The sequence below is a fragment of the Modestobacter sp. L9-4 genome (assembly GCF_019112525.1).
Lineage (GTDB): Bacteria > Actinomycetota > Actinomycetes > Mycobacteriales > Geodermatophilaceae > Modestobacter.
The window spans coordinates 1,773,061-1,788,939 of sequence record NZ_CP077800.1 but is presented as its reverse complement, the minus strand read 5'-3'; the positions used below and the strand labels follow the sequence as shown (position 1 = coordinate 1,788,939).

15 protein-coding genes and 4 tRNA genes are annotated in these 15,879 nt (G+C 70.2%); 11 read left to right on the top strand and 8 right to left on the bottom strand.

Annotation, left to right across the window (positions count from 1 at the left end; genetic code table 11):
- Positions 1 to 45: 45 nt before the first annotated feature.
- The 5 genes from KUM42_RS08380 to KUM42_RS08360 all read right to left on the bottom strand — a co-directional run bounded on the left by KUM42_RS08380 (position 46) and on the right by KUM42_RS08360 (position 1,344).
- A tRNA-Phe gene (locus KUM42_RS08380) sits at positions 46 to 119 on the bottom strand.
- Between the two features lie 33 nt (positions 120 to 152).
- Positions 153 to 229 (bottom strand) — tRNA-Asp (locus tag KUM42_RS08375).
- A 23-nt stretch (positions 230 to 252) separates the two neighbouring features.
- Positions 253 to 325 (bottom strand) — tRNA-Glu (locus tag KUM42_RS08370).
- 95 nt (positions 326 to 420) lie between these two features.
- Positions 421 to 750 carry a hypothetical protein gene (locus tag KUM42_RS08365; protein WP_237496302.1) on the bottom strand — a complete coding sequence of 110 codons (330 nt, stop codon included), beginning with the start codon at positions 748 to 750 and terminating at the stop codon, positions 421 to 423.
- Between the two features lie 66 nt (positions 751 to 816).
- Entirely contained in the window at positions 817 to 1,344 is a 528-nt protein-coding gene (locus KUM42_RS08360; protein WP_237496301.1) for a GtrA family protein, read from the bottom strand.
- Between the two features lie 199 nt (positions 1,345 to 1,543).
- Here KUM42_RS08360 and KUM42_RS08355 point away from each other — a divergent pair, with 199 nt between their 5' ends.
- The 3 genes from KUM42_RS08355 to KUM42_RS08345 are packed head-to-tail and all read left to right on the top strand — an operon-like array spanning position 1,544 to position 3,828.
- On the top strand, positions 1,544 to 2,026 hold the full coding sequence (locus KUM42_RS08355; RefSeq protein ID WP_237496300.1) for a hypothetical protein: 483 nt from the start codon (positions 1,544 to 1,546) through the stop codon (positions 2,024 to 2,026).
- A 41-nt stretch (positions 2,027 to 2,067) separates the two neighbouring features.
- Positions 2,068 to 2,955 carry a Rieske (2Fe-2S) protein gene (locus KUM42_RS08350; protein ID WP_237496299.1) on the top strand — a complete coding sequence of 296 codons (888 nt, stop codon included), beginning with the start codon at positions 2,068 to 2,070 and terminating at the stop codon, positions 2,953 to 2,955.
- 24 nt (positions 2,956 to 2,979) lie between these two features.
- Positions 2,980 to 3,828 carry a hypothetical protein gene (locus KUM42_RS08345; RefSeq protein WP_237496298.1) on the top strand — a complete coding sequence of 283 codons (849 nt, stop codon included), beginning with the start codon at positions 2,980 to 2,982 and terminating at the stop codon, positions 3,826 to 3,828.
- A gap of 397 nt (positions 3,829 to 4,225) precedes the next feature.
- Here the strand turns inward: KUM42_RS08345 and KUM42_RS08340 are convergent, their stop codons facing one another.
- Positions 4,226 to 4,600: a hypothetical protein gene (locus KUM42_RS08340; protein ID WP_237496297.1), complete on the bottom strand. Its 375-nt coding sequence runs from the start codon at positions 4,598 to 4,600 to the stop codon at positions 4,226 to 4,228.
- 24 nt (positions 4,601 to 4,624) lie between these two features.
- On the bottom strand, positions 4,625 to 4,873 hold the full coding sequence (locus KUM42_RS08335; protein ID WP_237496296.1) for a hypothetical protein: 249 nt from the start codon (positions 4,871 to 4,873) through the stop codon (positions 4,625 to 4,627).
- A 63-nt stretch (positions 4,874 to 4,936) separates the two neighbouring features.
- Between KUM42_RS08335 and KUM42_RS08330 the strand changes: the two genes are divergently transcribed.
- From KUM42_RS08330 to KUM42_RS08300, 7 genes are all read left to right on the top strand, one after another.
- Entirely contained in the window at positions 4,937 to 5,521 is a 585-nt protein-coding gene (locus tag KUM42_RS08330; protein ID WP_237496295.1) for a helix-turn-helix transcriptional regulator, read from the top strand.
- A 121-nt stretch (positions 5,522 to 5,642) separates the two neighbouring features.
- Positions 5,643 to 7,232 (top strand): hypothetical protein, encoded by a 1,590-nt coding sequence (locus KUM42_RS08325; RefSeq protein WP_237496294.1) that lies wholly within the window; start codon positions 5,643 to 5,645, stop codon positions 7,230 to 7,232.
- A gap of 256 nt (positions 7,233 to 7,488) precedes the next feature.
- Complete coding sequence (locus KUM42_RS08320) at positions 7,489 to 8,130, top strand: hypothetical protein (RefSeq protein ID WP_237496293.1); 642 nt, start codon at positions 7,489 to 7,491, stop codon at positions 8,128 to 8,130.
- A 320-nt stretch (positions 8,131 to 8,450) separates the two neighbouring features.
- Positions 8,451 to 11,255, top strand: a complete 2,805-nt coding sequence (locus tag KUM42_RS08315) for a type I restriction-modification enzyme R subunit C-terminal domain-containing protein (RefSeq protein WP_237496292.1) — start codon at positions 8,451 to 8,453, stop codon at positions 11,253 to 11,255.
- Complete coding sequence (locus KUM42_RS08310) at positions 11,252 to 12,685, top strand: restriction endonuclease subunit S (RefSeq protein ID WP_237496291.1); 1,434 nt, start codon at positions 11,252 to 11,254, stop codon at positions 12,683 to 12,685. The genes KUM42_RS08315 and KUM42_RS08310 overlap by 4 nt, the downstream gene beginning before the upstream one ends.
- Positions 12,682 to 14,175, top strand: coding sequence for a class I SAM-dependent DNA methyltransferase (locus KUM42_RS08305; protein ID WP_237496290.1), 1,494 nt, complete (start codon positions 12,682 to 12,684; stop codon positions 14,173 to 14,175). The genes KUM42_RS08310 and KUM42_RS08305 overlap by 4 nt, the downstream gene beginning before the upstream one ends.
- A 128-nt stretch (positions 14,176 to 14,303) precedes the next feature.
- Positions 14,304 to 14,376, top strand: a tRNA-Lys gene (locus KUM42_RS08300).
- Between the two features lie 79 nt (positions 14,377 to 14,455).
- Here KUM42_RS08300 and KUM42_RS08295 read toward each other — a convergent pair.
- Positions 14,456 to 15,181: an SDR family oxidoreductase gene (locus KUM42_RS08295; protein WP_237496289.1), complete on the bottom strand. Its 726-nt coding sequence runs from the start codon at positions 15,179 to 15,181 to the stop codon at positions 14,456 to 14,458.
- A 77-nt stretch (positions 15,182 to 15,258) separates the two neighbouring features.
- Here KUM42_RS08295 and KUM42_RS08290 point away from each other — a divergent pair, with 77 nt between their 5' ends.
- Positions 15,259 to 15,840, top strand: a complete 582-nt coding sequence (locus tag KUM42_RS08290) for a TetR/AcrR family transcriptional regulator (RefSeq protein ID WP_237496288.1) — start codon at positions 15,259 to 15,261, stop codon at positions 15,838 to 15,840.
- The last annotated feature ends 39 nt before the right edge of the window (positions 15,841 to 15,879 follow it).

Below are 15,879 nucleotides of genomic sequence, written 5' to 3'. Positions count from 1 at the left end.
GGCGCCACGCTGATCGCGTGGCGCCCCGTCGTCGTGCTGTTCGGGTGGGCAGGGGCGGGGTCGAACCGCCGACCTCTCACTTTTCAGGCGAGCGCTCGTACCGACTGAGCTACCTGCCCCTCCCGGCGCACCGGCGTGAGCCGGACACCGGATGGCGACCCTGACGGGACTCGAACCCGCGACCTCCGCCGTGACAGGGCGGCGCGCTAACCAACTGCGCTACAGGGCCAGACTGTGGAGCTGTGTACTGCGTGCCCCCAACGGGGTTCGAACCCGTGCTACCGCCTTGAAAGGGCGGCGTCCTGGACCACTAGACGATGAGGGCTCGTGCTCGCTGGAGGCAGGGAGAACCATACATGAGTGCCCGGGGCGTCCCTGCACCCGGTCCTCCACATCCCCCCAGCGGGGTGTCGCGGGGGCTCAGCCGAGGGCGGCGGTGATCTCCAGCGAGTCGTCGGTGACCGTGGTGCAGGTCAGCGACAGCGGGCCGGCGGACAGGCTCTCGCCCTGCGTGCAGGAGTAAGTGGTGTCGCCGACGGAGATCGAGGCCCGGCCGTCCTGCGTGCCCACGAACGCCAGGTCGTTGCCGAAGAAGCTCGCCTCGGCGCCCGCCCCGCTCAGCGTCGCGGTGCACTGCTTGCCGGAGCAGGAGACGTTCTCCGAGCTGCAGGCGCTCAGCGGCAGCAGGAGCAGCAGGCCGGCTGCGGCGCCGACGAGGGTCCGGGGAGCGCGGCCGCGCGGGATCGACATGCCGGCAGCGTAGGGCCGCACGGCCGTGCCGCGGGGGAGGCCGCCGGGGTCAGGACGGCGGGGCGGTCAGGAGTGCGAGGCGCTGGTGAAGACCCAGCTGCGCAGCGCCACGAACCGCACGAGGCCGATCGCACCGGTCACCGCGGCGATGAGCGCGAGCTGGCCCACCGTGCCGACGTCGCCGATCAGTGCGTGCACCCCGGCCAGCGTCAGGGAGGTCGCGACCAGGCCGATGGCGGCCAGGCCGCCGCCCTCCCACTGGGCGGTGAGCCAGGAGACCTGCTGGCCGGCGTGGAAGGTGAGCCGCCGGTGCATCTCGTTGGCCAGCAGGGTGGAGGCGACGGCACCCACCAGGTTCGCGGTCTGGTCGCCGAACCCGGCGAGGGCGATGAAGGTGACCGCGTACAGCGCGCTGGAGACGACGCCGACCACGACGTAGCGGACGAACTGCGCCCGGGCGTCGTCGGCCCGCACCCGGGTCCGCAGCGCGCCGACCAGGTGGTGTCCGTGCTGGAGCCCGGTGACGACGTCGGTCCGTCCCTCGTCGGCCGCGGCACGCAGGCCGGGGCGGCGGAGCAGGGACGGGCAGGTCACGGGGTTCTCCTCGATGGACGGGCGGGCAGGGTCGCGGCCGTGGGTGGCGCAGCCCCGCTCTGTCCCCAATCTACTGGGACGGTTGTGAATTCCCGGTGTCCGTTGCGCACACACGGTGACGTCGCTCACGGAGAGTGGTCACGATCAGGTCACAGCGTGCTGCCACGGAACTGTCGGGGTCGTCGGTCACGGTGTCCGCATGACCAGCAGCCCCCGGCGTCCCTGGCTCTTCGACCCCGCCATGGGCGGCGTGCTGGTACGCGCGCACCGCTCCCCGGCCGGCGGCGCCGCCGGCGACGTGGTGTCCGACGTCCTCTGGTCGGAGGTGCTGGGGCTGCTCCGCTGGGCCGAGGCCACCCTCGGGTGTGCGCCCACGCTGGCCGAGGGGGCGGCCTGGCGCACCGCGGCGACCGCGGCGGCCGTGCTGCGCCGGCTCCCCGGCTTGTGTGCGGAGGCCGGGACCGCCTGGCCCGGCGCGCAGGGCGACCCGGAGGAGGTCGCACTGCCCGGCCGGCAGCGCCTCGCCGCCGCGGCCGACCGGCTCACCGGGCTGCTGTGCACGTGTCCCACGGCGATGGACCCGCTGGCGCTGGTGGGCCGGGTGGCCGCCGACGTCGACGCGGTCGGCGCCGCCGCCATCGCGCTGCTCGCCGAGGGGGCCGACTGGACCGCGGCCTCGTGAGCGGGCCGGTTCCGCTGCCGCTCAACGGGTAAGGGCCGCGCATGAGCCTGTTCGGTGTGCTGGACCGCCTCTCCGAGGTGCCGACGTTCGACAAGCAGCTGGAGGCCGCACGCGCAGCGGTGAACAAGACGCTGCGGCCCCAGGCGTTCAAGGACCTGCTGCACGGCACCTGGCTGGGCCACCCGCTGCACCCGATCCTGGCCATGGTGCCGGTGGGCACGTGGCTGTCCGCCGGGCTGCTCGACCTGACGCCCGCGACCCGGCCCGCGGCCACCGCCATGATCGGCGCCGGGGTGGCCGGCAGCATCCCCGCCGCGCTGGCCGGTGCGGCCGACTGGTCGGAGCAGGACGACGCGGTGCGCCGCCTCGGTGGGCTGCACGCCGTCGCCAACATCGGGGCCCTCGGTCTGTACGTCGGCTCGCTGGTGGCCCGCGGCAAGGGCAACGGGACGATGGGCCGGGTGCTGTCCTACAGCGGCCTCCTGCTTGCCAGTGGCTCGGCCGCGATCGGCGGGCACATGTCCTACGCGCAGTCCTCCGGGGCGAACCACGCCGTCGTCGAGGCGCGCCAGCTCACCACCGACTGGATCGACCTGGGCCCGCTCGACGACCTGCCCGAGGGGCGCCCCACCCAGCGCACCGGTGAGGGCCAGGGGACGCCGGTCGCGCTGGCCGTCGTCCGCCGCGGGCTGACCGTCGACGCCTTCATCGACGCCTGCGCCCACGTCGGCGGGCCGCTGTCCGACGGCACGGTGGAGGAGGTGCGCGGCGCGGCCTGCCTGGTCTGTCCGTGGCACGGCTCGGCGTTCGACCTGTCCAACGGTGAGCCGCGGCGCGGCCCCACGGCGTCGGCGCAGGAGAAGCTCGAGGTGAAGTACGAGGCCGGCCGGGCGTTCGGGCGGCTGCCGAACCGGCACTCCCCGAAGTGAGCTGACCGCCCCTACGCTGCCTCCGTGCGAGGCGGCGTGGGGTGGGCGGCGGTCGTCCTGCTGCTCGCCGGGTGTGCCGCCGCGGACGTCGCGCCTCCTCCGTCCGCGGCCGTGAGCTCACCGCCCGCGGCTGTGCCGGACGTCCCCGGCATGGCCGCGGAGTCGTTCCGGCACCGCAGCGACGTGGCGATCGGCGACAGCTTCCAGGTGCGCCTGACCAACACCGGGACGACGCCCTTCACCGTCACCTCGGTGCAGCTGGACTCGCCCGGGTTCGCCGAGGTGCCGGTGCGAGAGCTGACGCAGGACTTCGCCCCCGGGCGCCGGTACGACCTCACCGCCCGGTTCGGCCCCGTCGTCTGCTCCGCGTCGCCCGACCCGGTCACCGCCCGGTTGACGGTGTCCCGAGACGGCGGGCCGGCCGAGCAGGTGCGGGTGCCGCTGGCCGGGCCGGTGCTGGGTGAGGTGCACGCCGAGCTGTGCCGGGTCGAGGCGGTGACCGATGCGGCCCCGGTGTCGGTCGAGGGGCTGGCAGCCGCCGGCGACACGGTGACCGGCGAGGTGGTGCTCACCCGGGGGCCCGGCGCCGACCCGGTCGTCGTGTCGGCGCTCCAGCGCAGTGTGGTCCTCGAGTCCGCGCTGTCGGTGCCCCTGCCGGCCACGCTGGCCGCGGGTGCCGCGGAGCTCCGGCTGCCGGTGGTGTTCCGGCCGGCGACGTGCGACCCGCACGCCCTCGCGGAGACCAAGCAGCCGTTCGTCTTCCCGCTGCTGGTCGAGGTGGGGGAGGGTGCGCCTGTGCCCGTGCCGCTGCCGCTGGACGACGGCCAGCGGGCCCTGCTGCAGGACCTGCTCGGCCGGGTGTGCCAGGGCTGACCGTGGGTGTCCGGGCAGCCGGAGGCGCTGTTCCTCTTCCGACCGGCCGGGCTGCCTCGGCTCGCCGCTGCCCGGCCTGGTGCCCACCGCCGTCGTCGTCCTGCTGATCACCCGGCTGTGACTCTGGGACACTGGGCGGGCCGGGCCTCTGGTGGATGCAGAAAATCCCCTTACCTGCTCGTTCGCGTCGTCGGCGGACGGTCCATAGGGCGCTTCGTGGGACGCGGAGCTGCGCTTCGTGGAGCGCTGGAGCGACCGAGTTGGAACGGCTTCTGGTTAGCCTGGCTAATGGTCGACGGCAAGGGTCGAAGAGCCGCGGCGTTGGCTCACCCGGGTGTGCCCCCGCCTCATGGAGACGGGGGCACTACCTGCGGTCAAAGCTGACAGCTACGCCAGGTCACCGACGGCTCAACGATGCGAGGACGCTCTTCGCTTCGACCAACTGGTTGCGGAGGGCCTCAACCTCGTTTGCGTACGCGTCGATCAGGCTGTCCTGCGTCGCAACGACCACGTGCGCTGCGGCCAGCTCCGACTCCAGCTTGGTGATCTTTGCTTCTTGGTCGCGGACCGTGCTTTGGAGATCTACTACCTCGAGTTCGAGGTCGTAGATCCGTTCGTTCTTCTGTCGGAACATGTCGCGGAGCCGTGCAACCGCGCGCCGCGTGATCGTGATGTCCTGTTGCGCCTCGTGCAGTTCCGCTCGGAAGCCCGGACAGGTCCGGATGTTGTGCCCCTCGCTCCTGCAGTGGCCGCAGCGCTGCCCTGATGACATAGCTTTCCCGTTCGTTTCGGTCCGTCAGAGGACGGCGATCATGACGACGCCGGTGGTCCCGGCGACGATGCTGCCCCGGGCCAAGTTTTTGCCGGCGCGCACACCCCAGGTGTCTTCGTCCGTGGGGCGCAGGGAGTCAGCGAGCTCACGGACCTGCCGCAGCGGCTTTCCCACTACGGGCATGTCGTAGATGCGGGTGGTGTAGCGCTGGCCGGCTGCCACGCCTCCCTTGGGGGCCGGCTCCGACTCGTGCTGCGCTTCATAGATGATCATGACGGTCTCCTGCGGACGGTTGCGGACCAGTGCTGACCGGGAGGGTCGCGTACAGTTGCGGACATGTCAAGCGAACCGCGCACCCGACGATCGGCGGTCCAGCCGGAGAGCGAGGAGGCACAGCGCGGGCTTCCGCACGCCCTCGAAGTCGCGCGGATCAGAGCCGGCCTATCTCGGGAGGCGCTCGCGCGCTTGGCGGGCATGAGCCGCTCCACAGTGCTGAAGATCGAAACAGGTGAGCGCAGCCCGAGTCCACTGACGCTGAACAAGCTCGCGGAGGCGTTGAAGGTCTCGCCAGACGAGCTTCTCGCCGCGGGCTGGGTGGCGGCCGAGGGCGATCCGGACAAGCGCCGAACGCGGGCGAAGTCGATCGCCGCGACACTCCTCGCGATGGACTCGCCTGTCGTAGCCCACGGGGCTCCACTCGTGGGCGGCCTGATTGGTGGCAAGGCCGGTGGGGTACTGGGGCTCATTGGTGCTCTCGCGTCAGCACGAGCACCGGCGGAAGCTGCGCCTGTGGGCACAGCGGACAGTGACCCTGCGGTCAGGGCCGCAGAGCGCATTGAAGAACTGACGCGGCAGGTCGCGGTTCTGACACAGCGGTTGGCCGACCTAGAAAGCCGGTTGCAGGTACAGGACTCCGAATAACCGGGCGCCTTCCGACCGACGAACACCGGGTGGGGGGCAGCTGCTGAAAGGCTTGGGCACGATCGGGTGAAGCCGAGTGTCGAAGGCGCGGCTCCGGGTGCGGACATCTGACACTCAGTGGGTGTTGAGTCGTGACGGCCTGGATGGCGGTGCTGAAGCCCGTGGGCGGGCCTTGATCGACCAGGGATTGCTGCTCCTCGGTGACGCCCTCAAGGTCCGACTCGAGCCACACCTTGAAGCCGAGTTCGGCTCGGAGTGGTCAACGCAGGTACGGGCGAAGCGTGGTCGCTTCGCGCGGCGGGACATGGCGAGCTACGCGCAGTGCATCGTCGGCGATGGCGATCTGCGGGAGACACGTCCGACCTTTCGCGCCGCGTTGGGTGTCCCGATGACTGCCAACGTCGACCGCGCACTGCGTGCTGCGGTCCGGGTCAGGAACCGCTTCGCGCATCCGGACGAGCCCGCTGACGTACGTGACGTGCAAAGCGACATCGGTCATCTGCTGTTCTTGGCCAGGACGTTACAGCTGGACTGTCGGGACAGGCTTCAGGCTGTCGCCCGTGAGGCTGAGGCGCTGTCCGCGGCGGGTAGCAGCGGCGCGCAGCTGTCGACGCGGGCGATGCAGGACCTACAGGAGCAGGCCGACCGGGCTGTCGCGGAGGCGGCTCGCCTGCGCGAGCAGCTTGCGTCGGCCGACGCTGCACGCGAACGCACCCATGACGAGCTGATGAGGACCGAGGACGCGCTCAAGGCAGCCGTCACCGCGCAGGACGATCTCGCAGCCCGCGCCGAAGCGCTGCGCACGCAGTTGAGGACAGCTGCGGCCAACTCCACCCTGACGGACGAGTTGCAGCAGCAGCTCGCCGTTGCCGAGAAGCAGGCGGCGGATCAGGCCAAGCGCCTGGCTGAGTCCGAGATGCAGCGCGCGGCCCTGCAAGAGCAGCTAGAGGCACACAACCGAACCATTACGGAGGCGCAGCGGCAGTCCGGTGAGGCGGAGACGGACCGGGAGAACCTGGCCGGAACCGTCGCGTTCGGTGAAGCGCTCACCGACCCTGATCAGGAATCGCTGGCGGACCTTCTCGAGCAGCTGCGGAGCCTGCTTGCGGATCTCACCGACACGCAGGGGGGTGCAGGAGCTGACAGCCCGGCGGGGGAGGTCACCGTTCCTCCGCCGGGCAAGGAATGGCCGTATCCGCGCGGCGAGGACGTCTGGACCCTGTCCCGTGCCCGCCGGTCGTTGGTCACCTACGACGGGCGGCTGTCGCTGGACGAACTATGGCCTCGTCCCGAGGTCGAACGCCTCGTCGACGCGTTCCTCCAGATTCGGCCTGAAGGCGGCCGGGTGTGGATCGACGACGACGGGGACGCCACGACGTACGTCGACGGGGTGCTCACCTACCTCGGGCCGGTGGTGCGCGACGCAGAAGACACCCAGTTCAACGACCCCCCGATCGGAACTCCGCACCCGCCGGGGGGCAACCGGTACTCCGTCACGAGGGCCGGGATCCAGAGACATCCCGACGGCGCGTGGTTGGCCTCGCAGATCGACGCTGGTTGCGCCGAAGAGGTTCGCAAGCGGCTTCGGGCGGTCCGGCGCAGCGGCGGCCGCTACCGCGTGGATTCCACCGGAGCGGCCACGACCTGCGTCGACGGTGAGTGGGTGTTCGCCGGGCGTGTGCGGGCGGCGGAGTGGTTTCCGGCGACGTGACTTCCTTGTAGACCGCCCTCCGTACCCGCATCTCAGGCCTGGGCAGGCGTTGGCGTCACCTGGACCTGTGAAGGGGTGCGCAGCCCCGGCCGAGGCGTGGTGCCAACGGTCAGGACGCCGCGGCGCTGCCGTCCCCCGGCTTGCGGCGGCACAGGCGGCAGTCGCCGGGGTGCGGGTTGTCGGTGGTGTGGACGCACGCGGCGTCGGTGACCGCCCAGGCCTCGTGCTGCTCGACCCTGGCGGGCAGAGTGGGGGCGTGACCAGCCCGGCCATCCAGATCGGTAGATGGTGGTACACGCTCGACGAGTTCCTTGACCGCGCTGAGCGGGTGCTCAGCAGCGAGATCGCCCGTCGCGAGGATCTGGCGACCGTCGGCACTACCATGAAGTTGATCGCCTCGGTACTCGACGGCGCAGTGCGCTGGAGCATCCAGCGACAAGTACCGCGAGAAGCCGACATCGAATCCGCGGCCACACGGGTCCGCCCCCTGTTCCTGCAGGACGACCCCGTGTTCTACGGCAAGGTCACCAACGCAATCGGTGGCCTTGCCCGGTCCGCCGGCAATGAGCACAAGGCCACGATCAAGGCCTTGAAGGAGGCCTGGCGCACCTTCGACAAGAGCTACCGGTGGGCCGTTGCGGTCAGCAAGGAGCCCAACTTCACCGCCGGCCAGTTCCGCAACGACCGCCAGATCGCGCGCGACTTCCTGTACGGCGACCTCGTGCACGCCGACGCCGATGCCCGCCAGCGGCTGGCCAACATCTCCCCGGAGGAACGGCTGCTGGCTGCGGTCGTCTGGGTCGCCGACGCCACGCGCCTCACGCTGGCCACCAAGCAGCTGATTGTCGACCTGACCGATGCCGGTGCGCTGGCCGCCCGTCCAGGCGACACAACCTGACCCGCCTCGATTGACGACCGCCCCCGGTGGCGCACCTTCACCTGCGGGCGGCACCGGAAGCCTGATCGCAACCGAGCCGACCCACCGCACCTCGACAACTCCACAGCGACACCCACATCGACCGGACCACGGCACCGCGACCGTGGCGAGAGTCAGACCGGCACGACAGGAGGTGATCCACCCACCGCCGCGACTCTCGCCACGGACACGCGGCCCATCAGCACGCACAGCAGTGCACCGGTGACGGGTAGCCTCCAACGCCGCAGACGGCAACGCCAAGACGGCGTCCGGCTGCGTCAACGGGGAGGTGCGCGTCCGCCGTGGTCACCACTGATACCTACGTCGGTCCGGAAGGACACGCGCGGCGCCGCATCGACGAGATGCTCACCGCTGCGGGCTGGATCGTGCAGGACTACCGGCAGATCAACCGGCTGGCCGGCCGTGGTGTGGCTGTCCGCGAGTTCGAGTTGGCCCGCGGCCACGGCCGCGCGGACTACCTGCTGTTCGTCGACGGTGAGGCCGTCGGCGTGCTGGAGGCCAAGAAGGTCGGCACCTCACTCATCGGCGTGGAGACGCAGTCGGGCAAGTACGCCGACGGTGTGCCCGACGGCATCCCCGCCGTGGGGCGCCCGCTGCCGTTCGCCTATGAGTCCACCGGTGCGGAGACGCGCTTCACCAACCGCTACGACCCGGTGCCGCGCTCCCGTGAGGTGCACTGGTTCCACCGCCCGGAGACCCTGGCCCGCTGGGTGCAGCGGTTCCGCACCCAGCCGGCGACCGCCACCTTTCGCGGCGGGCTGCGCCACCTTCCTCCGCTGGACAGGGTGGGGCTGCGCCCGGCGCAGTACGACTCGATCCTCGCCCTGGAGGCTTCGCTGGCCGCTGACCGGCCGCGCGCGCTGGTGCAGATGGCCACCGGTGCGGGCAAGACGTTCACCGCCGCCGCGGAGACCTACCGGATGCTGAAGTTCGCCGGCGCGCAGCGGGTCGTCTTCCTGGTCGACCGGGGCAATCTGGGCCGGCAGACGCTGCGGGAGTTCCAAACGTTCGTCACTCCCGACACCGGGCGGAAGTTCACCGACCTGTACACGGTGCAGCTGCTGAGCTCCAACAAGATCGACCCGGCCGCACAGGTGGTCATCACCACCATCCAGCGGCTCTACAGCATCCTGTCCGGCGAACCCGAGCTTGACCCCGAGCTGGACGAGACCTCCATCGAGGACCTGCCGGCCGGCGACCTGCCCACCGTCGACTACAACCCCGCAGTGCCGGTGGAGGCGTTCGACCTGCTGCTGGTCGATGAGTGCCACCGGTCCATCTACGGGGTGTGGCGGCAGGTACTGGAGTACTTCGACGCCCACCTGGTCGGGCTCACCGCTACCCCCAGCAAGCAGACGCTGGGGTTCATGGACCAGAACCTGGTCTTCAGCTACACCCACGAGCAGGCCGTCGCCGACAAGGTCAACGTCGACTTCGAGGTGTACCGCATCCGCACCCGCATCGGCACCTCCGGCTCGGTCGTCGAGGCCGACGGGGAGACCGTCGTGCAGTTCCGTGACCGACTGTCCGGGCAGACCCGGCTGGTCGCGCTGCAAGACGACTACGTCTACGACGCCAAGCAGCTCGACCGGGCTGTTGTCGCCGAGGACCAGCTGCGCACCGTGGTGCGCACCTTCCGCGACCGGCTGTTCACCGAGATCTTCCCCGGTCGCCGCGAGGTGCCCAAGACGCTGATCTTCGCCAAAGACGACGCGCACGCCGACCGCATCGTGCAGATGCTGCGGCAGGAGTTCGACCGGCCCAACGAGTTCGCCGTGAAGATCACCTACAAGACCACCGGTGCCAAGCCCGAGCAGCTGCTGTCGGACTTCCGCAACAGCTACAACCCGCGCATCGCGGTGACGGTCGACATGATCGCCACCGGTACCGACATCAAGCCGCTCGAGTGCGTCATGTTCCTGCGCAGCGTGAAAAGCAGGAACTTCTTCGAGCAGATGAAGGGCCGCGGCGTTCGTGTCATCGAGCCCGCCGACTTCCGCTCCGTCACGCCGGATGCCACGACCAAGACGCACTTCGTGCTTGTCGACGCCGTCGGGGTCACCGAGACCGACCTCAACGACACCACGCCCCTGGAACGCCAGCCGCGGGTCGGCTTCGACAAGCTGCTGCACCAGGCCGCCCTCGGCGTCGCTACCGCCGACCTCGCCTCCTCCCTCGGGTCCCGGCTGATCCGGCTGGACAAGCAGCTCACTGACGAGGACCGCACCGAGGTCGCCGAGGTCAGCGGCGGTCTGTCGGTCGCCGAGCTGGCGCACGACATGATCGCCGCGGTCAACCCTGACCGCGCCTTCGACGCCGCCGTCGCCGCGCGCGCCGACCGCGAGGAGCCCGGTGAGCCCACCGGTGAGGAGATCGCCGCCGCGCAGGAGCAGCTCATCCGCACCGCACTGCAGCCGCTGTCCAACGAGCACCTGCGGGACAAACTGTCCGCGCTGAAGAAGGCCGCCGAGCAGCTCATCGACGAGTTCAGCACCGACGAGGTCATCGAAGCCGGTTTCTCCACCGACGCCACCGCCCGCGCGAAGCAGACCGCCGCCGACTTCCGCGCCTGGCTGGACGAGCACCGCGACCAGCTCGCCGCTCTGCAGGCGCTCTACGGGGTCCCGTACAAACGGCGGGTCACCTTCCGGCAGGTCAAAGAGCTCGCTAACGCGATCAGCAAGCCGCCGCACGCCTGGACCCCGGAGCGTCTGTGGCAGGCCTACGAGGCCCTCGACGCCTCGAAGGTGCACGGCGGCGGCCAGCGCATCGTTACCGACCTGGTGTCCCTGGTCCGATTCGCGCTCGAGCAGGACAACGAGCTGTTGCCGTACACGGAGACCGTGAACCAGCGGTTCGCCGGTTGGCTTGCCCAGCAGGAGCGGCATGGCCGGGCGTTCACCGCGGAGCAGTTGCAGTGGCTGGAACGCATCCGTGACGTCATCGGGTCCTCTTTGGCCGTCACGGTTGATGATCTGGACGACGCGCCGTTCGCCGAGCGCGGCGGCCTCGGAGGTGCGTACAGCGTGTTCCACGGCCAGCTCGAGCCGCTGCTCGACGAACTCAACCACGTGCTCGCCGCATGACCATCACCCAAGCTCTCCCGGCCGGCTGGGCGTGGGCCACCGTCGGCGAGATCGCCGACGTCCTCGACAACATGCGAGTCCCGCTGAACCGGAAGGAGCGCGAGAGCCGGCCGGGGCCGGTGCCGTACTACGGCGCCACTGGACTGGTGGATTACGTCGACCATCCATTGTTCGACGAGCCGCTTGTGCTGCTCGGTGAGGACGGGGCGCCCTTCTTAGACCCCGACAAGCCGAAGGCCTACTGCATCACCGGCCCGTCATGGGTCAACAACCATGCGCACGTCCTACGGCCACATGTGGACGGCACCTTCTTGAAGTACTACCTCGACCAGTACGACTACAGGGGTTTGGCCAACGGGACGACCCGCCTCAAGCTGACTAAGGCGGCGATGACCTCGATCCCGGTAGTGGTTCCTCCGCTGGCGGAGCAGGAACGGGTAGTCGCTGCGCTCGAAGAGTCGCTGTCCGGACTGCACCACAGCGTCAAGGACCTCCATGCGCTGGATGTGCGGCTGGAGCGGCTTGAGGAGGCCGTGATCTTCGCGGCGGTGCTCGGTCGCCTGGTCCCCGGGACCGCCGGTGTGGCGCCCGCCGCCGAGCACCTCGCCGCCGCGCTAGACGCGGTACTCGCACCGGACACGCCGGACCTCCCGGTGCTGCCTGCCGGATGGACGTGGACCACCCTCGGCGCACTCTGCGACGTGACCGGTGGCGTCACGAAGGACGCCAAGAAGCAGGCCGACGCGAGCCACGTTGAGGTGCCGTACCTGCGCGTCGCCAACGTGCAGAAGGGCCGCCTCGACCTCGATGAGGTCACCCGAATACGTGTTCCAAAGGCGAAGGCCGAGGCGCTCCGTCTACAGCCCGGCGACGTGCTGTTCAACGAGGGAGGGGACCGCGACAAGCTCGGCCGCGGATGGGTTTGGGAGGGGCAGATCGCCGACTGCATCCACCAGAACCATGTCTTCCGCGGCAGAGTCCGCGGCGGTGTCCTCGACCCCCGGCTGTTGTCCTGGCATGGCAACACTTTCGGTCGGCGCTGGTTCGAGGCCGCTGGCAAGCAGACCACCAACCTGGCCTCGCTGAGCATGACTAACCTCAAGCGGCTGCCGGTGCCGGTGCCACCGCTCAAGGACCAGCCAGTCATCGTGGCCGAAGTGCAGAGGCGCCTGTCGATCATCAAGGCGGCGCGTGACGACCTCGCGGCCGTCCGCCGTAAGACGCAGGTGTTGCGGCGCTCACTTCTGCAGAGGGCTTTCACCGGCAGCCTGGTAGCGCAGGACACTAGCGACGAGCCGGCTGAGCTGTTGTTGAAGCGCATTGCCGAGGACCGTGCCTTTGCCCCGTCCACTGCACGCCGCCGTCGTGCGCGCCCTATCCCCATTTCCCGCGCCGCCGGCGGCGCGCTGCCCGCTCAGGAGTCCGTATGACCAACGCTCAGCAGCTCGTCGCCAAGCTGTGGTCGTACTGCCACGTGCTGCGCGACGACGGCGTCGCTACCCTCGACTACGTCCAGCAGCTGACGTTCCTGCTGTTCCTGAAGATGGCCGACGAGCAGTCAAAGCCGCCGTACAGCCGGCCATCGGCGGTGCCTGCCGGGCTGGACTGGCAGTCACTGCTCACGCGCAGCGGCGATGACCTCGAGGCCCACTACCTGCACGTGCTGCGCGAGCTCGGCCAGCAGCCCGGCATCCTCGGCCAGATCTTCCGGAAGGCTCAGAACAAGATCCAGGATCCGGCGCGGCTGCGGCACCTGATCGTCAACCTCATCGACCGCGAGACCTGGTCCGGCCTCGACGTTGACGTCAAGGGTGACGCCTACGAAGGCCTGCTCGACCGCGGCGTCGCCGAAGGTGGCTACGGCGCCGGCCAGTACTTCACCCCGCGGCCGCTGATCCAGGCGATGGTCGACTGTGTGCAGCCCACGCCAGCCGACACGGCAGTCGATCCGAGTGCAGGTACGGCAGGGTTCTTGCTCGCTGCCCACCAGTACGTCGTCGAGCACTACCCGCACCTCGACCCCGATGAGCGCCGCCACCTGCGCACCGGGTTCGTCACCGGCTATGAGCTGGTGGACGACACCGCCCGCCTTGCGGCCATGAACATGGTGCTGCACGGCATCACCCAGCCCACCGGTGACAGCCCCATCCACACCGGCGACTCGCTCAAGGCCGACCCAGGGCGCCGGTGGTCGGTGGTACTTGCCAACCCGCCGTTCGGCCGGAAGTCCTCTGCCCTGGTGGTCACCGAGGAAGGCGACACCGAGCGCGAGCAGCTCATCGTCGTCCGGGACGACTTCTGGGCGACTACGAGCAACAAGCAGCTGAACTTCGTCCAGCACATCCACACGATCCTCGACACGAACGGTCGGGCAGCTGTTGTTCTGCCGGACAACGTGCTCTTCGAGGGTGGCGCCGGAGAGACCATCCGGCGCAAGCTGCTGGCGACCTGCGACCTGCACACCATGCTGCGGCTCCCGACCGGCATCTTCTACGCCGGTGGCGTGAAGGCCAACGTGCTGTTCTTCGAGAAGAGGCCGGCCGCCGAGGCGCCGTGGACACGCGAGCTCTGGATCTACGACTTCCGCACCAACAAGCACTTCACGATGAAGACCAACCCGCTGCGCCGGGAGCATCTGAACGACTTCGTCTCCGCCTACCGGCCGGGTGCGCGCCACGACCGTGTGGAGTCCGAGCGGTTCCGCCGGTTCAGCTACGAGGAGCTCATCGCGCGGGACAAGGTCAACCTCGACATCACCTGGCTCAAGGACGACTCCCTCGAAGACCCGGACAACCTGCCGGCGCCCGAGGTGCTCATCGCCGAGATTCATGAGGAGATGGCGGCCATCCTCAAGCAGTTCGGCGAGATCGCGGTCGGCCTCGGGGTAGAGCCGCTCGAGGTCGCCGACGTGGCCGAGTAGCGCGTCGGCGGCCTCGAGCGGCCCGAGCCAAGCCACCGGCGGGCGGTAGCCTCGCACCGGGTCGCAGCGGCCCCCGGTTGTCTCACGCGTTGTCTGATGCGTTGTGTGGGGGGTTCTCTGCACCCACCGGGCCTCTAGCTCAACTGGCAGAGCAGCGGACTTTTAATCCGCGGGTTGTGGGTTCGATCCCCACGGGGCCCACCGCAGGTCCTCGCAGACCGGGCGGCCGGGTGGGGGACGTCGTCCCGTCCGGTCGGGCCGCCCGACGGCTGTGCCGGGGTCAGGCGACGAAGCCGGCCAGCTGCTCGTCGAACCAGGGGTAGAGCTGCTCGGCCGGCGTGCTCAGCCGGGACTTGAGGTCGCGGGTCGGCTCGTCGGCCAGCACCTCGAGCGCGCCGGCGGCCACCCCGTCGTAGGCCTGGGTGACGACGCTGGCGGCGCTGACCTTCGGCACGTCCCACTTCTGCGACATCGGGGTGTCGACCATGCCGACGAGCAGGCCGGTCACCTGGGTGCCCTGCCCGCGCAGCTGGACCCGGAGCGCGTTGGTCGCCGACCACATCGCCGCCTTGGACGCCGCGTAGCCGGTCGGCACGCTCAGCCAGCTCGCCGCCGACAGGACGTTGAGCAGGCTGCCCCCGCCGTTCGCGGCGAGCACCGAGGCGAAGGCGGTCGCGACCCGCAGCGTGCCGAAGAAGTTGGTCTCGAAGACGCGCCGGAGCTGGTCCTCCGGTCCTGCGATGGAGTCGCCCTCGGGTGCGATCCCGGCGTTGTTCACCACCAGGTCGACGTCCGAGGCGGCGGAGACGGCCCGCATGACGGCGTCGGGGTCGGTGATGTCGAGGGCCAGGGAGGTGACCCGGCTGTCGGTCCAGCTGCGCGGCGTCCGGGTGGCGGCGTGGACGCGCCGGGCGCCGCGGTCGAGCGCCTGCTGCACGAACTCCTCGCCCAGCCCGCCGTTCGCACCGGTCACGAGCACGGTGCGGCCATCGAGTGACGCGTTCATCTAGACTCCTCGCTCAAGTGGGGACTGTCCCCAGGTAGAGCATGTGGGGACACTCCCCGGTTCGTCAAGGAGGCGTCGTGACCACTCCCGGCGACGTCGCCCCGAGGCGTCCGCTGCGGGCCGACGCCCAGCGCAACCGGGACGCCGTCCTGCGGGCCGCGCGGGAGACGTTCGAGACCGAGGGCGTGCTCGCCTCCCTGGACGGCATCGCGCTGCGGGCCGGCGTCGGCAACGCGACGCTCTACCGCAACTTCCCCACCCGGGACGACCTCCTCGCCGCGGTCCTGGAGTCCAACGTCGTCGATGCGCTGGCGGCGGCCGACGAGCTGTCCCGCTCGATGTCACCGCGGGACGCCCTCGCCGAGTGGCTGGTGCAGCTGACCTGGCAGCTGCGCATCTGGCACGACCTGCCGTACTGCATCTCCGTCGTGACCACCGATCCCGGCTCGCCGTTGAGCTCGGCCCGGAACCCGCTGCTCGTCCGCACCGAGCTGCTGCTCGAGGCGGCCCGGTCCGCAGGCGACGTGCGGGACGACGTCACCGCGGACGAGCTCGTCGAGCTGGCCACCGCGCTGTCCTGGGGCGTCGACCGCTACGGCGACGACGAGGCCACCGCGCGCCGGCGGGTGGCCATCGCGACGGCCGGCGTCTTCAGCTGACCTGCCCCGGCAGGCGGTCCTGGGGCCGGGTCGGACGGA

Bases quoted from the DNA above. Each gene is read 5' to 3' on its own strand.
- KUM42_RS08365 (WP_237496302.1), bottom strand. From the start codon at position 750: ATGTCGATCCCGCGCGGCCGCGCTCCCCGGACCCTCGTCGGCGCCGCA.
- KUM42_RS08355 (WP_237496300.1), top strand. From the start codon at position 1,544: ATGACCAGCAGCCCCCGGCGTCCCTGGCTCTTCGACCCCGCCATGGGC.
- KUM42_RS08350 (WP_237496299.1), top strand. From the start codon at position 2,068: ATGAGCCTGTTCGGTGTGCTGGACCGCCTCTCCGAGGTGCCGACGTTC.
- KUM42_RS08340 (WP_237496297.1), bottom strand. From the start codon at position 4,600: ATGTCATCAGGGCAGCGCTGCGGCCACTGCAGGAGCGAGGGGCACAAC.
- KUM42_RS08335 (WP_237496296.1), bottom strand. From the start codon at position 4,873: ATGATCATCTATGAAGCGCAGCACGAGTCGGAGCCGGCCCCCAAGGGA.
- KUM42_RS08330 (WP_237496295.1), top strand. From the start codon at position 4,937: ATGTCAAGCGAACCGCGCACCCGACGATCGGCGGTCCAGCCGGAGAGC.
- KUM42_RS08310 (WP_237496291.1), top strand. From the start codon at position 11,252: ATGACCATCACCCAAGCTCTCCCGGCCGGCTGGGCGTGGGCCACCGTC.
- KUM42_RS08305 (WP_237496290.1), top strand. From the start codon at position 12,682: ATGACCAACGCTCAGCAGCTCGTCGCCAAGCTGTGGTCGTACTGCCAC.
- KUM42_RS08295 (WP_237496289.1), bottom strand. From the start codon at position 15,181: ATGAACGCGTCACTCGATGGCCGCACCGTGCTCGTGACCGGTGCGAAC.